Here is a 17,198-nt window from a genome sequence, read left to right as displayed (position 1 = left end):
TTCGGATGGTGAGGAGTGAGCTGATATGGCGATCAGACGGGTATTTGAACCGATTCAGATCGGGCAGTTGACGCTGGACAATCGGGTCATGATGGGATCGATGCACGTCGGCCTGGAAAGGCTGGAGGGGGGCGTTCAGCGGCTGGCCGCTTTTTATGCCGAGCGAGCAAAAGGCAAAGTGGGCCTGATCGTAACAGGCGGAGTTGCAGTTCTCCCTGAGGGCGGCATGGGTGAAGCGTACTGCAATGCGTATGCCGACCATCATGTCGAGCAGCTTGGCCATCTTACGCAAGCCGTACATGCGGCAGGCGGCAAGATCGCGATGCAGCTTTTCCATGCGGGCCGCTATGCGTACAAAGAGACGACCGGCCTGGAACCGGTCGCCCCGTCCCCCCTGCAAGCGCCGATCAACCGGACGAAGCCGCGCGAGCTGAGTCCGGAAGAGATCGAACGGACGATTCAGGCGTTTGCCGATGCAGCGCTTCGGGCCAAACGGGCGGGGTTTGACGGTGTCGAGATCATGGGATCGGAAGGATATTTGATCAATCAATTTCTTTCTCCTGTCACGAACCATCGCACTGACGAATGGGGAGGAGACTTCGAGCGCAGGTCGCGATTTGGCATCGAAGTGATGAAACGGGTCAGAGGGGCAGTCGGAGAGGGCTATCCGGTCATTTTCCGCATGTCCGGTCTCGACCTCATACCCGACAGCACCACGATGGAAGAGACGCTCGAGTTCGCCAGACAGATCGAGGCTGCCGGAGCAGATGCGCTCAACGTCGGGATCGGCTGGCACGAATCAAAAGTCCCCACGATCGCCATGATGGTACCGCGCGGCGCTTATGTCTGGGTCGCCAAACAGGTCAAGGAAGCCGTCAACATTCCGGTTATCGCCAGCAATCGCATCAACGATATCAGGCAGGCAGACGCAATCCTGGAGGACCAATATGCGGATATGGTTTCGATGGCAAGACCGCTGCTGGCCGACCCGGATATCGTGAAGAAAAGCATGGAGGGCAGATTTGACGAAGTCAATACATGCATCGCCTGCAACCAGGCTTGCCTGGACCACATCTTCGAAGGCAAGACAGCGTCCTGTCTGGTCAACCCGATGGCTGGCAGGGAAGAGGAGTGGAAGCTGGCGAGTGCGCCTGTGAGAAAAAAAGTAGCTGTTGTGGGAGCGGGCCCGGCAGGTTTGGAAGCGGCACGAGTTCTCGCCGAGCGCGGCCATCAGGTCGTCGTTCTGGAAAGACAGACACAGATCGGCGGGCAGCTGACATACGCGGTTCAGGTCCCAGGCAAATCCGAATTTGCCGAAACATTGCGATATTACCGAACAAAGCTGCGCCTGCTGGGTGTAGAGGTCAGGCTTGGTGTCGAGGCAAGCGCTGATCAGCTTATCGCAGAAGGGTTCGATGAAGTAGTGATTGCTACAGGTGTCATCCCTCGCATTCCGGAGCTTCCCGGCATCGATCTGCCTCATGTAGTCAGCTATGCGCAGATCTTTGAAAAGAAGGCAAGCGTGGGGAGCAGGGTCGTGATCATCGGAGCAGGAGGAATCGCCTGCGACTTGTCCCATCTTTTGGCGGAACCCGCCCAGCTGTCCTCCGAGACGATGAAATATTTGCTGGAGTATCGGATTGTGGAGCCAAAGCAGCTGCAGCGGATGCAGACAAGTCCGAGACGAATCTCGATACTGAGGCGTGGCAAGCATGTGGGAACAGGACTGGGCAAAACGACCCGCTGGGCTGTGCTCGCCAATTTGAAAAGGCAGGGAGTGGAAATGCTGACGGAGGTGGAGTACCGCGAGATAATGCCGGAGGGCGTGCGGATCGTCCATCAGGGGGAAGAGAAGCTGCTGCCGGCAGATACAGTCGTGATCGCGGCCGGAAACACGCCAAACAATCGTCTGTATGAAGCATTGCGGGAAAAGCTGCCGGTCCATCTGATTGGCGGCGCCAGAGAGGCAGGAGAGCTGGATGCCAAACGGGCCATTTACGAGGGAGCGGCGATCGGCAGGAATATATAATCCATTCGCACCATAATAGAATATTGTCGGCTTTTAGGATCTTTTGTCGAATGACTATCATTTGTACATGTTTTTTAGCAAAATAAAAATGTGCTGTTCAAATCAATTTGAATGGGGGCTCTCGCCTTGATGAATCAAAATGGCATCTTATTGGGAAAACGTCATTTCTTGCACTCTACCGAGCGGGTTGTAAAAGTGGAGGGATGGACGTTTACAATAGCCCCGGGTTTTAAGGTGATTGCCGGCGGCAGTGCCAATCCGCTGCAAACGTTGATCAGCATTTATCACGAAACCGAGAAAATCGCACAACTTGTGCTCAGTCATAGACGCTGCGATTCGGATCTGTCTGTCCAGGCCATCTCCAGTGAAATTTGTCTGGAAATGTCGCCCGCGACTCGTACGGTCAACGTAGCAGTGAAACAATAGGGCACCCAGGCAGGGTGCTTTTTCACTATCCTGACCCTATTTTCAGACAGGAGATGAGGCAAATGAAGTTGACAGAATGGAAGCTGGGGGAGTTTTCCCTGACCTGGCTGCGAGGCGGCCTGACACAGTTGGATGGCGGTGCGATGTTTGGAGTGGTGCCAAAGCCTCTGTGGAGCAAGCGTTACCCAAACAACGAGCTGAACCAGATACCGCTCCGGGCTGATCCCATTCTCCTGCAAGCGGGCGGGAAGCGCATCCTGATCGAATCGGGAATCGGGAAAGATCGTTTGACCGAAAAGCAGAAGCGCAATTTCGGATTGCAGGAAGAATCAGAGGTGCTCGAGTCTCTGCAAGCGGTTGGACTCTCTCCGGAAGATATTGATATTGTATTAATGACCCACATGCACTATGATCACGCCAATGGACTGGTATCGGTCAAGGACGGCGGCCAGTTGTCCTCCACCTTCCCCAGGGCCGTTATTTACGTACAGGAGCTGGAGTGGGAGGAGATGAGAAACCCCAACATCCGTTCCCGCAATACATACTGGGAAGAAAACTGGCGTCCGATCGAGCAGCAGGTGCAGACCTTCGGCTCCGAGCTTTCTGTCATCCCGGGTGTCACGATGCACCATACAGGGGGACACAGCCAGGGACACAGCATTGTCAGAATGGAAAGCGGGGGCGAGCTTGCCCTGCACATGGCTGATCTGATGCCGACTCATGCACATCAAAATTCTCTGTGGGTGCTGGCTTATGACGATTACCCGATGGACTCCATTTTTGCCAAGGAAAAATGGGTCAAACAAGGCTTGAAGGATGGAGCGTGGTTTACCTTCTACCACGACGCCATCTATCATGCGGTAAAGTGGAATGAGCAGAACGAATTGATCGGTCAGATCAAAGTGGAAGCATAAAGACGTGCCATTGCGTTTCAGAGCCGGGGAGATGCCCCGGCTTTCTTGCATTTTCATCTGTCCGCCTCCGAGTTTTTCCAACCTTATCAAATAATCGAACATCCTCATCGAAATTTTCCATAATCAAAAAGCTTCAAACTTGATTGACGAATCAAGTGCCGCTCACTACAATAAAAAAAAACTTACGGAACTGTTCGGAATTGGTAGAAGAGCAGAACACCTAGAGGAGAGAGAAAAATGAGTAGGGTCAGCGCAATGTTTCGTGAGTTTCACCCGATTGTCTGGTCATTGGTGGTCGGGACGGTATTTGTACGGGCGGCCAGCTCGATGAGCATGCCCTTTCTGTTTCTGTTTTTGTCCAACCATACGGATATGGACCTCGGGATGATTGGACTGACGATTGGTGCCGGTGCGCTTGCCGGAACAATCGGAGGATTTTTCGGGGGAACCCTTTCGGACAAGTTCGGACGGCGCCGGGTCATGCTCGGTGCCCTTTATGTATGGATGCTTGTGTTCGTCGGTTTTGCATTCGGGAAAAGCCCGCTTTTGTTTCTGCTGCTCAATATTATCGGCGGGCTCTGCCGTTCTTTTTACGAGCCTGTTTCCCAAGCGCTGATGGCGGATGTCACTCCGCCGGAAAAACGCTTCCGCGTCTTCGGACTCCGCTATACGGCGATCAACGTCGGGGTCGCGGTCGGGCCGATACTGGGCGCGATGCTGGCCATGACTTCCGCCGCACTGCCGTTTCTCGTAACGGCGGCCATTTACCTGGTGTACGTAATCAGCTTGCAAATGATGCTGAACGTGTTTGGGATCAAAAAGATCGAGGGGCAGAAGAAGGAAGCCGTCAGCTTTCAGCGAGCTTTTGAAGTCGTGGTCAAGGACAAGGCCTTCCGCCTGTACATGGTGGCTGGCGTCTTCGGGGCGATCGGCTACTCGCAGATGTCCTCTACCTTGGCAAAGTACGCGGAAATGTCTGTGGTTGACGGGACGAAGCTGTTTGCGATCCTGATGAGCGTAAACGCGATTGTCGTCGTGCTGATGCAGATGCCGCTTATGCGCTGGTCGGAAAAACGGACGCCGCTCACCAGTATCGTGGTCGGAAACGTGGCCTATGCGCTGGGGGATGTAGGATTTGCTTTTGCCGGTTCGTGGAGCGTGTTCATCATCGCCATGGTCGTCTTTACATTGGGTGAAATCCTCACCTTTACCGCATCTGACGTGCTGATTGACCGCATGGCCCCGGAGGATATGCGCGGTACGTATTACGGGGCCAAGAGCTTCAGCAATCTGGGGCAGTTCATCGGTCCGTGGATGGGCGGCATTTTCCTGGCTACTTTGGGAGGCAGCGCTTTATTCTGTGTCGTCGCCGCTTTTTCCTTGACCAGTACAGCCTTCCAGTGGGCTGGACAGCGCGCGTACTTGAAGCAGAGCGGGAAAGCGCTCGATGCCGCGCGAGTCCAGGCCTAAAGGGAGCGGGGAGCGAAGTTATTCCAACGCCTGCAGGATCCGGTCGGCAATCCGCTTGTAGCCCGCTGCGTTCGGGTGAAAATGATCCGTATACAAATAAGCTTGCTCCTTGTTTACGAACAGGTCATAGGTCGGCACGACCAGCACGCGGGGATAGCGAGCGGCAATATCGGAAGCTGCGCTGTTCCAATCCAGGACAGGCTGAATCGTATCCGCTGCTGCTTCGGTGTCTCCAAACGGGTTGTACAGGGACGCATAGACAATCGTTGCATCCGGGTTTGCTTTTCTGATTTGCTTGATGATCTCTTCAAAGTTGGCCGTCAGCCGTTTTGTGGCTGCGGCCAATTTTTTTTCATCGAGTTCCTCCAGCTCTCCGGACTGCTTGAACAGATCGTTCCCGCCAATGGTAAAGAAGATGAGGTCGGAGGCTGCCAGCTGGCTTTGCACCTGCTTCTGAGACAACTGGGCTACGAGGGAGGGCGATTCTTGCCCGTTGATAGCCAGATTGGACAGCGTGATCTTGTTGCCGCTCTTTTTTTCCAGAGCTTGCCGCACAAGTCCGATGTAGCCAAGCCCGTTGGCGTCACCGACACCTCTTGTCAACGAATCACCGAGCCCAACGATTTGCCGGACTCCTTCTGCCGGGACCAGAGTAGGCGGCTTTGCCTCTTTTACAGGGCCGACTGGGCCTTCTGGAGCAAGCTGGCTCGGGTCAAGAGCGAGCACAAAACCAGCCGCCAGCAGCAGCATCGAGGCCAGCGAGAGAAGTCCAAACACGCGCCATAACCATTTGCCGGAGCTTTGCATGGGTACCTCCCGTTTCGGTATTGAATCGTGTTGCATGGTATAATGTGACAGTAAACATATATTTTGAGTGTACCACAACAGACCCTTTTTTGCCCAAGCAGGGGCAGTTGACAGGATAGGAGGTGCAGCTATTTGACGGAAACGGTATTGTCAATCAAAGGGCTACGCAAGCAAATGGGAGGAAAGCCGATCATCAAGGACATTTCCTTTGACGTATATGCGGGTGAAGTATTTGGCTTTCTCGGGCCAAACGGTGCCGGCAAGACCACGACTATCAGGATGCTGGTCGGGCTTGCGTCGGCAGATGCGGGAGAAATTCACATTGGCGGCATCTCGCTGCACAAGCATTTTCCCCAGGCAATCGCTCAAGTGGGATGCATTGTGGAAAATCCGGAGCTGTACAAGTTTATGACAGGCCGGGAAAACCTGGAGCACTTTGCCAGAATGAGCGGCGGCATCTCGCGTGAGCGGATTGAAGAGATTGTCCGTTTTGTCGATTTGCAAAGAGCGATCGACGACAAGGTAAAGACGTATTCGCTCGGGATGCGGCAGAGGCTCGGGATCGCTCAGGCCCTGCTTCACAATCCGAAGCTGCTGATCCTGGACGAGCCGACCAACGGCCTCGATCCCGCAGGAATTCGCGAGCTGCGCCAGTTTATCCGCAGACTTGCCGAAGAGGAAGGGCTGGCTGTCTTCATTTCCAGCCATTTGCTCAGCGAAATCGAGATGATGTGCGACAGGGTAGCGATCATAGGCAAGGGCAAAGTCATTTCGGTCGGACTTGTCAAAGACTTGATGGAACAGTTTGGCGATCAGGTGGAATGGAGCGTTTCTCCAGAGACGACAGAGGCGGCCAGCCGTATCTTGCGTGCTCTTCCTTTCGTCGAAGAAGCCGTGGCATCCAAGGAAGGCCGGATCATGTGCAAAATGGACACCGAGCGGATCGCAGAAGCCAATCGGACTTTGGTTCTGCAGGGCATCGCCGTCCTGGGCATCGCCGCAAAAACAGTAACGCTGGAGGACCTGTTCCTCGCGCTAACGACAGAAGAAGGGGGAGCAGAACATGGGCATGCTGGACCTGGTGCAAAATGAGACCATCAAGATACTGCGCCGTCGCCGTTTTCTCGTCATTCTGCTCATCCTGGCCATTCTGATCCCGATTTTTACCTATGCCCAATACAGATCCGTTCTCACTGCCCAAGAGCAGATGGGAACAAGCGACTGGAGAGCGCTGCTTCAACAGAAAATCGTCGACACGCAAAACCGGCTTGCCTCCAGCCGATTGCCGGAGGAATGGCGCGAGTTTCTGAAAATCACCGTGCAACAGCAGCAGTATTATCTGGATCACGACATTAATCCGATGGCTCCGGGGGCTCCGACGTTTGCCCGCGGCTTTATGGATCAGGCGATATCGCTGTTTCTGCCGATGATCATCGTAGTGCTGGCCGTCGACCTCGTATCGGCGGAATTCAGCGAGGGGACAATCAAGCTGCTGCTTACCAGGCCCGTCAGACGCTGGAAGGTGCTGACCAGCAAGTATGTGACACTTTTGCTGTTCACTTCGCTCACAGTGCTGATGACCCTGATCCTGGCTGCGCTGATTTCAGGAGTGGTGTTTGGCTATGCAGGCTGGGACATGCCGGTGCTGACAGGCTTCGAAATTGCCGGAGGAGAGCTGGAGACTGCCGGAGTCTTTGCGCTGCCGCAATGGAAGTACCTGCTGATGCAATACGGATTGGGCTGGTTTGTTTCGGTAGTAGTGGGAACGATCACCTTTATGGGTTCGGTATTGGTCCGCAGCGCGGCCGCAGGTATGGGCATTATGATGGCCGCATTGATCAGCGGGGCGATTTTGACCCAGATGGCCTCCTCATGGGAAAGCGCCAAATACTTGTTCGTCGTCAACCTGCAGTTGACCGATTACCTGGCAGGGACGCTGCCTCCGATCAAAGGCATGAGCCTGCCGTTCTCACTGACAGTGTTGACAGTATGGGGGGCGGCATCGCTCGTCGTTGCCTATGCTGTGTTTATCAAGCGGGATGTGACGTCGTAGACGGATTGGTTGGGGGGTGCTTGGGCCAATAACGAGACTGTGCTTCAATAACCCGAGCAGAGCCGTTTTGATAGAGCAGGGATTTGAGAGTGAGGGTGATGCCTCACTCCCCAAAATAAAAAATGGCCAGCCAACTTCTGCTGGCTACCCTCATATAACGAAAGACGCGGGAGCGACTACCCGCGTCTTTCTTACTGCCATGTGATTTGCTTTGACGCTTCCACAAGCTGATCCAGTGTAACCCCGTTTGCTGTGACAACGACGTACAGCGATTGATTGTCCGGTTGGGCGTTGAAGTGTACGGCGTGCTGTGCTGCGGCTTCGCCCGCGTTTGCCTGTTTGTCAAAAGTAACCGCAATGGCTTGCTCTGATTGAACGGTAAACAGTTGGGTCGCGGTGAAGGTGCCAGGGATGGACAGACTCCGTTTCCCGTGTTCATTGCGAACCACTTCTACCTTGATCCAGTCTTTGTTTCGCTTGTACTCAGATGTCAAACGAATGACCTTTTGACTGGTTTGCGATTCGTATTGAGCGGAAATCGCATGCAGAGAAAAACCTTCAGGCAGCTGTCCTGCCTGGGGTACAGGCATATCTGAGGCGTGTGCCGCCGTCTCTACATCAGAAAAGCTGGAAAGGGTAATTTCCGACTTTGCCATAGTCGAGACAGCAGGTCCAACGAGCGCAGGTGCGTGCTCCGCGGCAGGCTGTCCTGCTTCGTCGGCATTCGCGTCCAGAGCCAGTGCGCCTACAGGCTGATTGGCCAGCGCTTTGTTCTGTTCGTCCGCTGGAACGCCTGCGACCGGGTTGTGCTGCCCTGGCTGATTTGGCGCGGCTTCCGCATTGCCTTTCGCTTTTGGCTGATCTGCAGGAGGCTTTCCATTTGCATTGCGGGCAGCGATTATCGGCCGTTTGGGTTCGGGCGCTTCATTTCCTTCCGGTTTTGCAGACTCCTTGGCAGACTTCAGCTCGCCGATTTTCTCAGCAGGTACATCCATGGCAATCTGATTGCCAAAAGCCGATTGGTTTGGGCCACCTGCATTCCCATCGGGTTGTCCGGCTTTTTCCTGAGCAGGTGCTGCTTTACTTTCAGGCGGTGCTGCCTGGATTGACTCAGTTGAACTGCCGCCGAAGGCCTGAGTGCCTGATTTTGTGTCCATGGCCGCAGAAGCCGGGCTGTTTGCAGCGGGAGCGGAAACGATGGCGCCTTGCATATCGGCTGCGCTGGACTCCGCTTTCATGCTGATTTCCTGGCTGCTGTTTTGTGTTTGCTGGAAGCCGATCGCACCGACGACAAGCAGGATAGCCGCGGCACCAACCCATGCCATCGAAGAGATGTTCGGTCTGAAGCGGCGCGGCGCAGCCGGTTTGACGACAAGGGCTGCAGCGGCTTGGGGAGTAGACTCTTGTCCGGTCATCTTGTATATCGCTTGCATAATGTTGTCTTCCAATTGCGCCGACGGCTGAGGAACCTCTTTCAAGAACTGCACCTCCTCGCCGTTTGCAAATTGTGCTTCGATCCAGACCATGCACTCTTCACATGTTTCGATATGGAAAAGCGTGCTCTCATTCGTGGTGTCTTCCCAAGCTTTTCTAAATTCCTGGCAGTTCATGTACGAGCCCCCCTTCCTTGCGTGAAAGTAGTTTGGCCAGTTCCTGGCGAGCGCGCAAATATCGGACGCGGGCTGTCGACTCGGCGATGCCGAGCAGCGCAGCAATCTTTTCGAAAGGATATTCATGCGTACAGCGCAGCACGATGACCTCCCGATACGAATCAGACAACAAGGCAAAAGCCTCCTCGATTTCCCTGCGCGTTTCCTTGTTCATGAGCGACTCCTGGGGAGATTCGTCGCGCACCTGGGAAGGGACGTAGGCCAGTTGTTCGTCAGAATCATGGAACTTGCGCCGTCTGATAAAATCGATTGTCTTGTTGCGTGCGAGCGTATGCAGCCAGGAGGAGAATTGACTGTCCCCCCGAAAGGTGGAGAGTTTTTCATACGCTTTGACGAAGACCTCCTGCGTCAGGTCTTCCGCATCGGAACGATTGTTTACCATTTTGTAGATAAACACGTAAATCATGTGCTGATACCTTTGGATCAACTCCCGGTATCCTTCAATGTCGCCCTGGAGAATCCGCTGAATGATTTCGGCGTCGGATTGCATCGAATCTCCGGCCTCCTTCCCTCTATGTGACGCTGGCATATGCTGAAACGTTTCAGTCCAGCGACTCTATTTCTATCACATCGTATTTATATCCTTGTTCTACCAGAAACAACTGGCGATTCATAGCAAATTCTTGCTCTCTCGTATCCCTGGTGACCAAGGTGTAGAAATGGGCCGTGTTTTCTTTTTGTTTTGGCCGCAGTATTCTGCCCAGCCGCTGCGCTTCCTCCTGCCGCGAGCCAAACGTACCGGATATTTGAATCGCGACATTGGCATCGGGCAGGTCGACCGCAAAGTTGGCTACCTTGGAGACGATCAAGCGCGTAAGATCGCCAGCCTTGAAGCGCTGGTAGAGCGACTCCCGTTCTTTTTCCGGCACTTTTCCGGTAATGACAGGGATGTCCAGCAGCTGTGCCATTTGCTCCAACTGCTCCACGTATTGACCGATAATCAAGACCCGGTCATTTCCGTGGCGGTCGAGCAGCTTTCTGACGACATCGAGCTTGCGGGGGTTTTCTGCAGCGATCCGGAACTTTTGTCTCGCTCCGGCATGGGCGTAAGCCTCCCGCCACTTCGTCTCAAAGGGCAGACGGATTTCCTGGCATGTGGCACCGGCGATCCACCCCTGCTCTTCAAGCACTTTCCACGGCATCTCGTACTTTTTCGGGCCGATCAGCGTAAAGACGTCCTCTTCTCGTCCGTCTTCGCGGACAAGCGTAGCGGTCAGTCCGAGCCGGCGCGTCGCCTGAATGCCTGATGTGACGCGAAAAACGGGAGCGGGCAGCAGATGCACCTCATCATAGATGATCAATCCCCAATCCCGCTTGGAAAACAGCTCCATGTGCGGAAAGTCGCTTTCTGCGTCCGGTCTGTACGTCAGAATCTGGTATGTGGCTACAGTCACGGGCTTCACTTCTTTTCGCTCGCCAGTGTACTCTCCGATCATGGCGGGATCAAGGTCTGTCTTGTCCCGTAATTCGGAAATCCACTGCCTGACAGAAGTGGTATTGGTGGTCAGGATCAGGGTTGCTTTTTGAAGCTGGCACAAAGCTCCCAGCCCGATAACGGTTTTGCCCGCCCCGCAGGGGAGCACAAGCACGCCGCTGCCGCCCAAGGCCGATCCGGCGGCATGAAAAGCATCCACCGCTTCCTGCTGGTATCCTCTCAAGGAAAACGCCTTTCCGGAAGCCGTGGTCGGTAAAAGGGAAACAGGGCAATCCTCGCCGCTTGTATAGCCTGCCAGATCCTGTACGGGATACCCCAGGCGGATCAATTCCTGCTTGATCAAACCGCGTGCGTACGGCTTGACCGGATACTCATGCTCTTCCCGATGCTCCTCCAACAATGACGATATCGAGCGATAGCTCGTCAGCTCCTGCAGCAGCAGGGGATCGTCGCCGGTCAAAAGAAGTTGATCCGCTGCTTTTTCCAGACGAATAAGTCCGTAGCGCTTCATCGTCTCATGAATCTCACGGACAATCGTAGAAGGAACTCCGTATTTACTATACGTGCCAAGCACCTCGGTTACCTGCTCAGGGGCGATATGGGCCGCTGCGGCATTCCACAGGGAAAGCGGCGTAATGCGGTACGTATGGATGTACTCGGGGCTTTTGATCAATTCCGCAAAGCCTGCTAACGCCTGACGCGCCTCATTGAACAACGGGTGCTGGGCTTCCAGGAGAATGGTCCGATCGCTTTGCACAATCATCGGCAAATCGGGACGGTACGACAACTTCTTCACCTCGCCGATTGTATGTTCGTTTAGCACCATGTTATCACATCATGATATAGAAAGAAAAACCGCCTTTTCTCAGTGGAAAAATGCTCCAGTCCTTGTTGGCGCAGTGCCGCGGGGAAACTTTTGGGACTGTGTGGGTTACACTAACCCGAAGAAACCCCGATGAAGGAGGAGAGACGGCATGGACGTATGGGGGAACGTGTTCAATCTGTTCCTGATCGTAATCCTCGTCCTTCTCAACGGCTTTTTCGTCGCAACTGAATTTGCCGTGGTCAAGGTGCGGGAATCGCGCATCACGCAGCTGGTGGCAGAGGGCAACAAAAGAGCGGGGAATGTAGAGCAGGTGCTGGACAATCTGGATGCTTATCTGTCGGCCTGTCAACTGGGAATTACCCTCGCGTCATTGGGACTGGGGTGGCTTGGAGAACCTGCCATCGCCCATCTTTTGCATCCGGTCTTTCACTATTTCGGAATGAACGAGGCCCTCGTCGGCAGCATTTCCTTTATTATCGCTTTTTCCATCATTACGTTTTTGCATATCGTCCTCGGCGAGCTCGCTCCCAAATCGCTCGCCATCCAGCGGACCGAATGGGTAGCCCTCCACGTGTCCAGACCGATCCAGTTGTTTCATAAGGTCATGTACCCGTTTATCGCCTTTCTCAATTGGTCGGCTGCAAAAATTTTGAGTCTGGCCGGCATCACGATGGAGCCGCACCAGGAGGCGCACACGGAAGAAGAGATCAGGATTTTGGTCAGCGAGAGCCACAAAAGCGGACTGATCGACCAAACCGAGCTGATGCTGGTCGACAACATCTTTGATTTTTCAGAAACGATGGCCAGAGAAATTATGGTCCCGCGTACAGATATGGTCGTGCTCAATCTCGACGACTCCCTGGAGGAAAACATCAAGCTCGTCCAGCACGGCCGGTTTACCCGCTACCCGGTGGTCGACGGGGACAAGGACCACGTCGTCGGCAGCCTGCATATCAAGGACCTTTTGACCAGCCTGCTGGAAGGCAAGAGCAACAGCCTGGAATCGATCATGCGCCCGATTTTGACCGTCCCGGAGACGATCTCGATCAGCCGTCTTTTGACCATGCTGCAAAAACAGCGGGTGCAGCTCGCCATCATCATCGACGAGTACGGGGGAACGGCGGGGCTGGTTACTCTGGAGGATATTATGGAGGAGATCGTCGGCGACATCCAGGATGAATTCGACGATGAACGGCCCGAGGTGGAAAAAAAGGACGGCCAGCTTTCCTTTGACGGACGAATGCTGCTGGAAGAAGTAAACGACTATCTCGACCTGGATCTCGATGATACAGAGGTAGACACACTCGCCGGCTGGATTTACATGCAGATCGACCATCCGCCGCGAGTCGGGGATACGGTGCGGCATACCGGCTATGAATTCGTCGTCGGCGAGGTCGATCATTACCGGATTACGAGGGTGCTGGTAAAAAAAGTCGCGAAGGAAGCGCCAAAAGAGCAGGAAGGCCAGGAGGAGCCGGTTCCAAACGGCTGAGACAAAGCGTTTGCGATAGTTGCGGCAAAAAATCTTTTCATCCGAAAAAATTGTGCTATAATGGGACACAAGTTTAGCTTAGCAGAGATTAGAGGAGGAAGTTCAGATGAGAAAAGCAGTATCTTTTTTACTATCCGCATGTTTATTCGCGGGGCTGACAGCCTGTGGCAACCAGCCGGAAGCCGCAAGCACCGGTTCGGCTACGCCTGCTGCGGGTGGTGAGCAAGTCGTCAAGCTCGGGTTGACCCAGTTTGTGGAGCACCCGGCACTGGACGCGATCCGTCAGGGGATTGTCGACGGACTGAAGGAATCCGGCTATGAAGATGGAAAAAACGTGGAGCTCGATTATCAGAACGCCCACGGTGATATGAATAATACGGTCTCGATTGCGCAGAAGTATGCCGGCGACGGAAAAGATCTGGTGATAGCGATCGCTACGCCATCCGCGCAGGCAGCCGCCAAGGCGATTACGGACAAGCCGGTCGTCTTCAGTTCTGTGACCGATCCGCTGTCTGCCCAACTGGTCAGCAGTCTGGAAAAGCCTGACAAAAACGTCACAGGCACCTCCGACAAGGTATCCATGGAGCAGCAGCTGAAGCTGGTCAAAACCTTCCTGCCCGAGCTCAAAAAGCTGGGCGTTATTTACACGACTTCGGAGGTAAACTCCGAGGTACAGGTAAAGGAACTGGAAGAAGCGGCGAAAAAAGAGGGCATTGAAGTAGTCAAGGCCGGCATCTCCCAGCTCTCTGAAGTACAGCTTGCAGCACAGGGGCTTGCCGGTAAAACGGACGCCATGTTTATCCCGATCGACAACACGGTCGTATCCTCGTTTGAAGCGGTACTGGGAGCAGCGGAGCAGAACAAAATCCCGGTATTTGCCTCCGATACCGACACGGTGAAGCGGGGAGCAGTGGCTACGTACGGCATCGACTACTATCAAATCGGCAAGCAGACCGGTGAAATGGCTTCTCGCATCCTGAAAGGACAAAAAGTCGCTGACACACCGGTAGAGGTTTCCAAACAAGCTGATTTGTACATCAATGAAAAGGCCGCGGAAACATTTGGCCTGACTGTGCCCGAAGCGCTCAAATCACAGGCGAAAGAGATCGTGAAGTAAAAAGAAGAGAGCGCCAAGCTCTCTTCTTATCTTTTTTTCAAGGATTTGTATCACTTCCCCCGAAAGCACCAGATTACAGCTTTCCAACCTGTTTTAATCATGGTAAGATTAAAAAAATTTCAAATGGGGGTTTTGATACATTATGAGAAAAAGAAAGTCTATCCAATTGGTCCAGAAAATTCTGTGTCCTTTGCTGCTTTTGTCCGTTGCAGCATGTGGGCAACAAAGTACACCGGCAAACAATTCTGCCCAGCCATCTGCTCAGACGCCGGCAGAAGCACCAGCACCTTCTCAGGAAACCAAGCAGGTAAAAATCGGTATCGCCCAGTTTGTGGAGCACCCTGCGCTTGACGCGGCACGCGAAGGTTTTATCGAACAGATGACAAAGAACGGATATGAAAAAGACAAGCAAGTCGTGTACGATATCAGTTCGGCACAGGCGAGCATGGACACAGCGATCCAAATCGCCCAGAAGTTCAACTCCGACAAGGTTGATCTCATCCTGGCGATCGCGACTCCGACCGCTCAGGCTTCCGCGCAGACGACCCAGGACATTCCGATCCTGTTTACAGCGGTGACCGATCCGGTCGAAGCGGGCCTGGTAAAGGCGATGGATAAGCCGGGCGGAAATGTAACCGGTACGTCTGACATGAACCCGGTGGAAGAGCAGCTGAAGCTGGTAAAGGAACTGAAGCCTGACGCCAAGACAGTAGGTGTCATCTACAGCTCCGGCGAAGTCAACTCCAAGGTGCAGGTAGACGCAGCCAAAGCCGTTTCCGAGAAGCTCGGCCTGGCGATACAGGAAGCAGCCGTAACGAGCGCGACAGAAGTGAAGCAGGCGGCTGAATCGATGGTAGGCAAAGTAGATGCTTTCTACGTTCCAACAGACAACCTGGTCGTCTCTTCGATCTCCGCTGTTCTCGGTGTGGCCGAATCGCAAAAAATCCCGGTAGTCGCCGGCGAAGAGAACTCCGTCAAAAGCGGCGCGATCGCAACCTACGGCATCGACTACACAAAACTGGGCGCGCAAACAGCCGACATGGCCGTGAAAATTCTCAAGGGCGAAAGCAAGCCTGCCGACATGGCTGTAGAAATGCAAGCCGACATGAAGCTGGTGCTGAACAAGAAGGCAGCAGAAAAAATGGGCGTGACAATTCCGCAATCCATGCTTGATCGCGCTGGCGAAGTGATTGAGCAATAATCGTAGGAGGATATTATGAATCTGGCATTACACGGAGCAATCGAACAGGGCTTGTTGTTCGCGATCATGGCCCTGGGCGTATATTTGACCTTTCGCATCTTGAACTTTCCCGATCTGACCGTGGACGGCAGCTTTGCACTGGGCGGGGCGCTGGCAGCCAGACTAATCATCGAAGGAACGAATCCGTTTCTCGCTACCCTGATGGCCTTCGTGGCCGGAGGGGTAGCGGGCATCTTTACCGGAGTATTGCACACGAAGGGCAAAATCAACGGTCTGTTGGCCGGGATTCTGACGATGATTGCACTTTATTCCATTAATCTTCGGATCATGGGCAAGGCCAATTTGCCGCTTCTGCGCGAGGACACGCTGTATACCTTTGTGAAAGATCTTGGGGTGCCCAATCTCGCGGTGGGAGGGGTCGTCTTTTTCACCGGGGTTGCCCTCGTTTTCCTGATCGGCATCCTTTTGCTGAAGGCTATTATCGACTGGTTTTTGCAAACCGATCTTGGACTTGATATCCGCGCAACCGGAGACAACTCGAAGATGATTCGCAGCTTTGGAGCCAACACGGATACGACAACAATTATCGGGCTCGGCCTGTCCAATGCGCTGGTCGCAGTTTCCGGCGCCTGGGTCGCACAATACCAAGGCTTTGCCGACGTAGGGATGGGGATCGGGATGATCGTCATCGGTCTTGCCTCCGTGATCGTCGGGGAAGTGCTGTTTGGCAGCTCGTCGATCTTCCGCGCTACGCTCGCCGTTATCCTCGGCTCAGTCGTGTACCGTCTGGTGATCGCGCTTGCCTTGGACGCGGGGCTCAATCCGTCCGACATGAAGCTGATTACGGCGCTCATCGTAATTATCGCGCTGACCGTTCCGGCGGTTGCAAAAAGCGTCTGGAAAAGGCAGCCGTTCCGGGCGACGAAAGGAGGGAGAGGCGATGCTTAAAATTTCACGTGTACGCAAGGTGTTCAACGAGGGGACAGTCAACGAGAAAATCGCTCTGCGGGAAATCAATCTGAACGTCACTCCCGGCGAGTTCATTACGGTTATCGGCAGCAACGGAGCGGGGAAATCCACGCTGATGAACATCATCTCCGGCGGACTGATCCCGGATACCGGCAGCGTCATCATCGACGGAAAAAACGTGACAAAGCTGGGCGAGCACAAACGGGCCTCCTTTGTTGGCCGCGTGTTTCAAGACCCGATGGCGGGGACTGCGCCGAATATGACGATCGAGGAAAATCTGGCGATCGCTTATGCGCGCGGAAAGCGGCGGACACTTTCATTTGGAGTGAACAACCGGAAGCGGGAGCTGTTCCGCGAACAGTTGAGGCAGCTAGATCAGGGGCTGGAGAACCGCCTGAAGACAAAGGTAGGCTTTTTGTCGGGAGGTCAGCGACAAGCCTTGAGCCTGTTGATGGCTACCTTTACGGAGCCGAAGATCTTGCTGCTTGACGAGCATACGGCTGCGCTCGACCCAAAACGGGCTCAATTGATCGTCGATCTGACCCAAAAGGTCGTCGAGCAGTACAAACTGACCACCATTATGGTCACCCACAACATGGAGCAGGCGCTCAATATGGGGAACCGCCTGCTGATGCTGCATGACGGCGGGATCATCCTGGACATTCCTCAGGAGAAGAAGCAAACGATGAAGCCGCAGGATCTCCTGCGGGCCTTCGAACAAGCCCGCGGCGGAGAGTCCTTCAGCGAGGACCGGTATCTTTTGTCCTAGGGGTGTCATGCTGAGCCTGC

The 17,198-nt window shown here is 54.2% G+C and carries 15 protein-coding genes; 11 read left to right on the top strand and 4 right to left on the bottom strand.

The genetic code is table 11. The features are described from left to right. Nucleotides 1–25: 25 nt before the first annotated feature. The 4 genes from NSQ24_RS18315 to NSQ24_RS18300 all read left to right on the top strand — a co-directional run bounded on the left by NSQ24_RS18315 (nucleotide 26) and on the right by NSQ24_RS18300 (nucleotide 4,839). Nucleotides 26–2,029 (top strand): NADPH-dependent 2,4-dienoyl-CoA reductase, encoded by a 2,004-nt coding sequence (locus NSQ24_RS18315; protein WP_311068245.1) that lies wholly within the window; start codon nucleotides 26–28, stop codon nucleotides 2,027–2,029. Nucleotides 2,030–2,158: 129 nt separating this feature from the next. Beyond that, nucleotides 2,159–2,455 carry a hypothetical protein gene (locus NSQ24_RS18310; RefSeq protein WP_039070878.1) on the top strand — a complete coding sequence of 99 codons (297 nt, stop codon included), beginning with the start codon at nucleotides 2,159–2,161 and terminating at the stop codon, nucleotides 2,453–2,455. Between the two features lie 62 nt (nucleotides 2,456–2,517). Beyond that, the gene (locus NSQ24_RS18305) at nucleotides 2,518–3,369 is read left to right on the top strand and encodes an MBL fold metallo-hydrolase (RefSeq protein WP_003386673.1); all 852 of its coding nucleotides are present in this window, start codon (nucleotides 2,518–2,520) and stop codon (nucleotides 3,367–3,369) included. A gap of 237 nt (nucleotides 3,370–3,606) precedes the next feature. Then, nucleotides 3,607–4,839, top strand: coding sequence for an MFS transporter (locus tag NSQ24_RS18300; RefSeq protein WP_024984970.1), 1,233 nt, complete (start codon nucleotides 3,607–3,609; stop codon nucleotides 4,837–4,839). Nucleotides 4,840–4,857: 18 nt separating this feature from the next. On the opposite strand, the gene NSQ24_RS18295 is transcribed toward NSQ24_RS18300, so the two are convergent. Further along, entirely contained in the window at nucleotides 4,858–5,646 is a 789-nt protein-coding gene (locus NSQ24_RS18295) for an SGNH/GDSL hydrolase family protein (RefSeq protein ID WP_039070880.1), read from the bottom strand. 174 nt (nucleotides 5,647–5,820) lie between these two features. Between NSQ24_RS18295 and NSQ24_RS18290 the strand changes: the two genes are divergently transcribed. Together NSQ24_RS18290 and NSQ24_RS18285 are read left to right on the top strand one after the other, a co-directional pair. Then, on the top strand, nucleotides 5,821–6,738 hold the full coding sequence (locus NSQ24_RS18290; protein WP_227277895.1) for an ABC transporter ATP-binding protein: 918 nt from the start codon (nucleotides 5,821–5,823) through the stop codon (nucleotides 6,736–6,738). Continuing rightward, a complete protein-coding gene (locus NSQ24_RS18285) occupies nucleotides 6,716–7,699 on the top strand; it encodes an ABC transporter permease (protein WP_339168060.1) in 984 nt (327 codons plus the stop codon). The genes NSQ24_RS18290 and NSQ24_RS18285 overlap by 23 nt, the downstream gene beginning before the upstream one ends. Before the next feature lie 191 nt (nucleotides 7,700–7,890). On the opposite strand, the gene NSQ24_RS18280 is transcribed toward NSQ24_RS18285, so the two are convergent. Genes NSQ24_RS18280 through NSQ24_RS18270 form a run of 3 tightly spaced genes read right to left on the bottom strand, consistent with a single transcriptional unit; the run spans nucleotide 7,891 to nucleotide 11,630 of the window. Then, a complete protein-coding gene (locus NSQ24_RS18280) occupies nucleotides 7,891–9,309 on the bottom strand; it encodes a hypothetical protein (RefSeq protein WP_339166345.1) in 1,419 nt (472 codons plus the stop codon). Beyond that, nucleotides 9,290–9,859 carry an RNA polymerase sigma factor gene (locus tag NSQ24_RS18275; RefSeq protein ID WP_003386667.1) on the bottom strand — a complete coding sequence of 190 codons (570 nt, stop codon included), beginning with the start codon at nucleotides 9,857–9,859 and terminating at the stop codon, nucleotides 9,290–9,292. Before NSQ24_RS18275 ends, NSQ24_RS18280 begins: the two co-directional genes overlap by 20 nt. 52 nt (nucleotides 9,860–9,911) lie before the next feature. After that, entirely contained in the window at nucleotides 9,912–11,630 is a 1,719-nt protein-coding gene (locus NSQ24_RS18270; protein WP_311068247.1) for a DNA repair helicase XPB, read from the bottom strand. A gap of 148 nt (nucleotides 11,631–11,778) precedes the next feature. Between NSQ24_RS18270 and NSQ24_RS18265 the strand changes: the two genes are divergently transcribed. The 5 genes from NSQ24_RS18265 (at nucleotide 11,779) to NSQ24_RS18245 (ending at nucleotide 17,178) form a co-directional block, all read left to right on the top strand. Further along, a complete protein-coding gene (locus NSQ24_RS18265) occupies nucleotides 11,779–13,122 on the top strand; it encodes a hemolysin family protein (RefSeq protein WP_003386662.1) in 1,344 nt (447 codons plus the stop codon). Nucleotides 13,123–13,228: 106 nt separating this feature from the next. Then, nucleotides 13,229–14,239: an ABC transporter substrate-binding protein gene (locus NSQ24_RS18260; RefSeq protein ID WP_024984975.1), complete on the top strand. Its 1,011-nt coding sequence runs from the start codon at nucleotides 13,229–13,231 to the stop codon at nucleotides 14,237–14,239. Between the two features lie 139 nt (nucleotides 14,240–14,378). Continuing rightward, a complete protein-coding gene (locus tag NSQ24_RS18255; protein WP_024984976.1) occupies nucleotides 14,379–15,440 on the top strand; it encodes an ABC transporter substrate-binding protein in 1,062 nt (353 codons plus the stop codon). 15 nt (nucleotides 15,441–15,455) lie between these two features. Continuing rightward, on the top strand, nucleotides 15,456–16,388 hold the full coding sequence (locus NSQ24_RS18250) for an ABC transporter permease (RefSeq protein WP_024984977.1): 933 nt from the start codon (nucleotides 15,456–15,458) through the stop codon (nucleotides 16,386–16,388). Further along, the gene (locus NSQ24_RS18245; RefSeq protein WP_003386658.1) at nucleotides 16,381–17,178 is read left to right on the top strand and encodes an ATP-binding cassette domain-containing protein; all 798 of its coding nucleotides are present in this window, start codon (nucleotides 16,381–16,383) and stop codon (nucleotides 17,176–17,178) included. The genes NSQ24_RS18250 and NSQ24_RS18245 overlap by 8 nt, the downstream gene beginning before the upstream one ends. Nucleotides 17,179–17,198: the final 20 nt, after the last annotated feature.

It is taken from the genome of Brevibacillus sp. FSL L8-0520, from assembly GCF_037963895.1.
Classification (GTDB): Bacteria; Bacillota; Bacilli; order Brevibacillales; family Brevibacillaceae; genus Brevibacillus; species Brevibacillus borstelensis.
The sequence above is the reverse complement of the archived record's forward strand: the minus strand, read 5'-3'. Positions and strand labels throughout refer to the sequence as shown.

What these genes read in the sequence shown, in the direction of transcription:
- NSQ24_RS18310 (WP_039070878.1), top strand. Translation starts at nt 2,159, where the DNA reads ATGAATCAAAATGGCATCTTATTGGGAAAACGTCATTTCTTGCACTCT.
- NSQ24_RS18290 (WP_227277895.1), top strand. Translation starts at nt 5,821, where the DNA reads ATGGGAGGAAAGCCGATCATCAAGGACATTTCCTTTGACGTATATGCG.
- NSQ24_RS18315 (WP_311068245.1), top strand. Translation starts at nt 26, where the DNA reads ATGGCGATCAGACGGGTATTTGAACCGATTCAGATCGGGCAGTTGACG.
- NSQ24_RS18245 (WP_003386658.1), top strand. Translation starts at nt 16,381, where the DNA reads ATGCTTAAAATTTCACGTGTACGCAAGGTGTTCAACGAGGGGACAGTC.
- NSQ24_RS18250 (WP_024984977.1), top strand. Translation starts at nt 15,456, where the DNA reads ATGAATCTGGCATTACACGGAGCAATCGAACAGGGCTTGTTGTTCGCG.
- NSQ24_RS18300 (WP_024984970.1), top strand. Translation starts at nt 3,607, where the DNA reads ATGAGTAGGGTCAGCGCAATGTTTCGTGAGTTTCACCCGATTGTCTGG.
- NSQ24_RS18260 (WP_024984975.1), top strand. Translation starts at nt 13,229, where the DNA reads ATGAGAAAAGCAGTATCTTTTTTACTATCCGCATGTTTATTCGCGGGG.
- NSQ24_RS18270 (WP_311068247.1), bottom strand. Translation starts at nt 11,630, where the DNA reads ATGGTGCTAAACGAACATACAATCGGCGAGGTGAAGAAGTTGTCGTAC.
- NSQ24_RS18265 (WP_003386662.1), top strand. Translation starts at nt 11,779, where the DNA reads ATGGACGTATGGGGGAACGTGTTCAATCTGTTCCTGATCGTAATCCTC.
- NSQ24_RS18275 (WP_003386667.1), bottom strand. Translation starts at nt 9,859, where the DNA reads ATGCAATCCGACGCCGAAATCATTCAGCGGATTCTCCAGGGCGACATT.
- NSQ24_RS18295 (WP_039070880.1), bottom strand. Translation starts at nt 5,646, where the DNA reads ATGCAAAGCTCCGGCAAATGGTTATGGCGCGTGTTTGGACTTCTCTCG.
- NSQ24_RS18285 (WP_339168060.1), top strand. Translation starts at nt 6,716, where the DNA reads ATGCTGGACCTGGTGCAAAATGAGACCATCAAGATACTGCGCCGTCGC.
- NSQ24_RS18305 (WP_003386673.1), top strand. Translation starts at nt 2,518, where the DNA reads ATGAAGTTGACAGAATGGAAGCTGGGGGAGTTTTCCCTGACCTGGCTG.
- NSQ24_RS18280 (WP_339166345.1), bottom strand. Translation starts at nt 9,309, where the DNA reads ATGAACTGCCAGGAATTTAGAAAAGCTTGGGAAGACACCACGAATGAG.